The organism is Vibrio sp. 1402 (assembly GCF_033340275.1).
Genome location: NZ_JAWOWE010000451.1, coordinates 1 through 598, shown reverse-complemented (window position 1 = coordinate 598; position 598 = coordinate 1). Strand labels below are relative to the sequence as shown.

2 protein-coding genes are annotated in these 598 nt (G+C 46.7%); both read right to left on the bottom strand.

Annotation, left to right across the window (positions count from 1 at the left end; translation table 11 throughout):
- Positions 1–210: SpoVR family protein (locus R7044_RS26615; protein WP_225456163.1), on the bottom strand; the 210-nt coding region annotated here is incomplete at its 3' end.
- 11 nt (positions 211–221) lie between these two features.
- A partial coding sequence (locus tag R7044_RS26610; protein WP_225456162.1) for a DUF444 family protein occupies positions 222–598 on the bottom strand: 377 nt, incomplete at its 5' end.

Sequence of the window (598 nt, the reverse complement as noted above, 5' to 3'; positions counted from 1 at the left end):
GATACTTGAGTACGCATCCATCATCTGCTCAGACGTGATCACTTCGATCTGATTTGGATAGGTGTCCAAACGATAGTGCTCCGCGACACGTTTTATTTCCTTGTGATAGCGTTCAAGCAGTTCGAATGTCCAATCTGGTCCATCAGGTAGCAACTTGCTGTTGCGCTTTTTAGGCGCCTCTCCAGAGAGGTTTTTTGTTGCGGTAGTCATCGCTAGCCTCCTTACGCCGTTTCTTTTTGGAATAGTTCTCGGAAGACTGGGAAGATATCCTCCACAGAGCGAATATTCTTCATAGCGAAGTTTGGAAACTCGTCGGTAAGCTTCTCATACTCGTGCCATAAGGTTTGATGTGAGCGACGCGTGATTTCTATATAAGAATAGTACTGACAATTTGGCAGCAACTTGTTCACGAGTAAATCTCGGCATCGTGGTGAGTCATCCGCCCAGTTATCCCCATCGGACGCTTGGGCTGCGTAGATGTTCCACTGACCAACCGGGTAACGCTCTCTGACGATTTCATCCATTAATTTCAAAGCGCTAGATACGATGGTGCCACCGGTTTCTTGCGAGTAGAAAAATTCGTGTTCATCGACTTCTT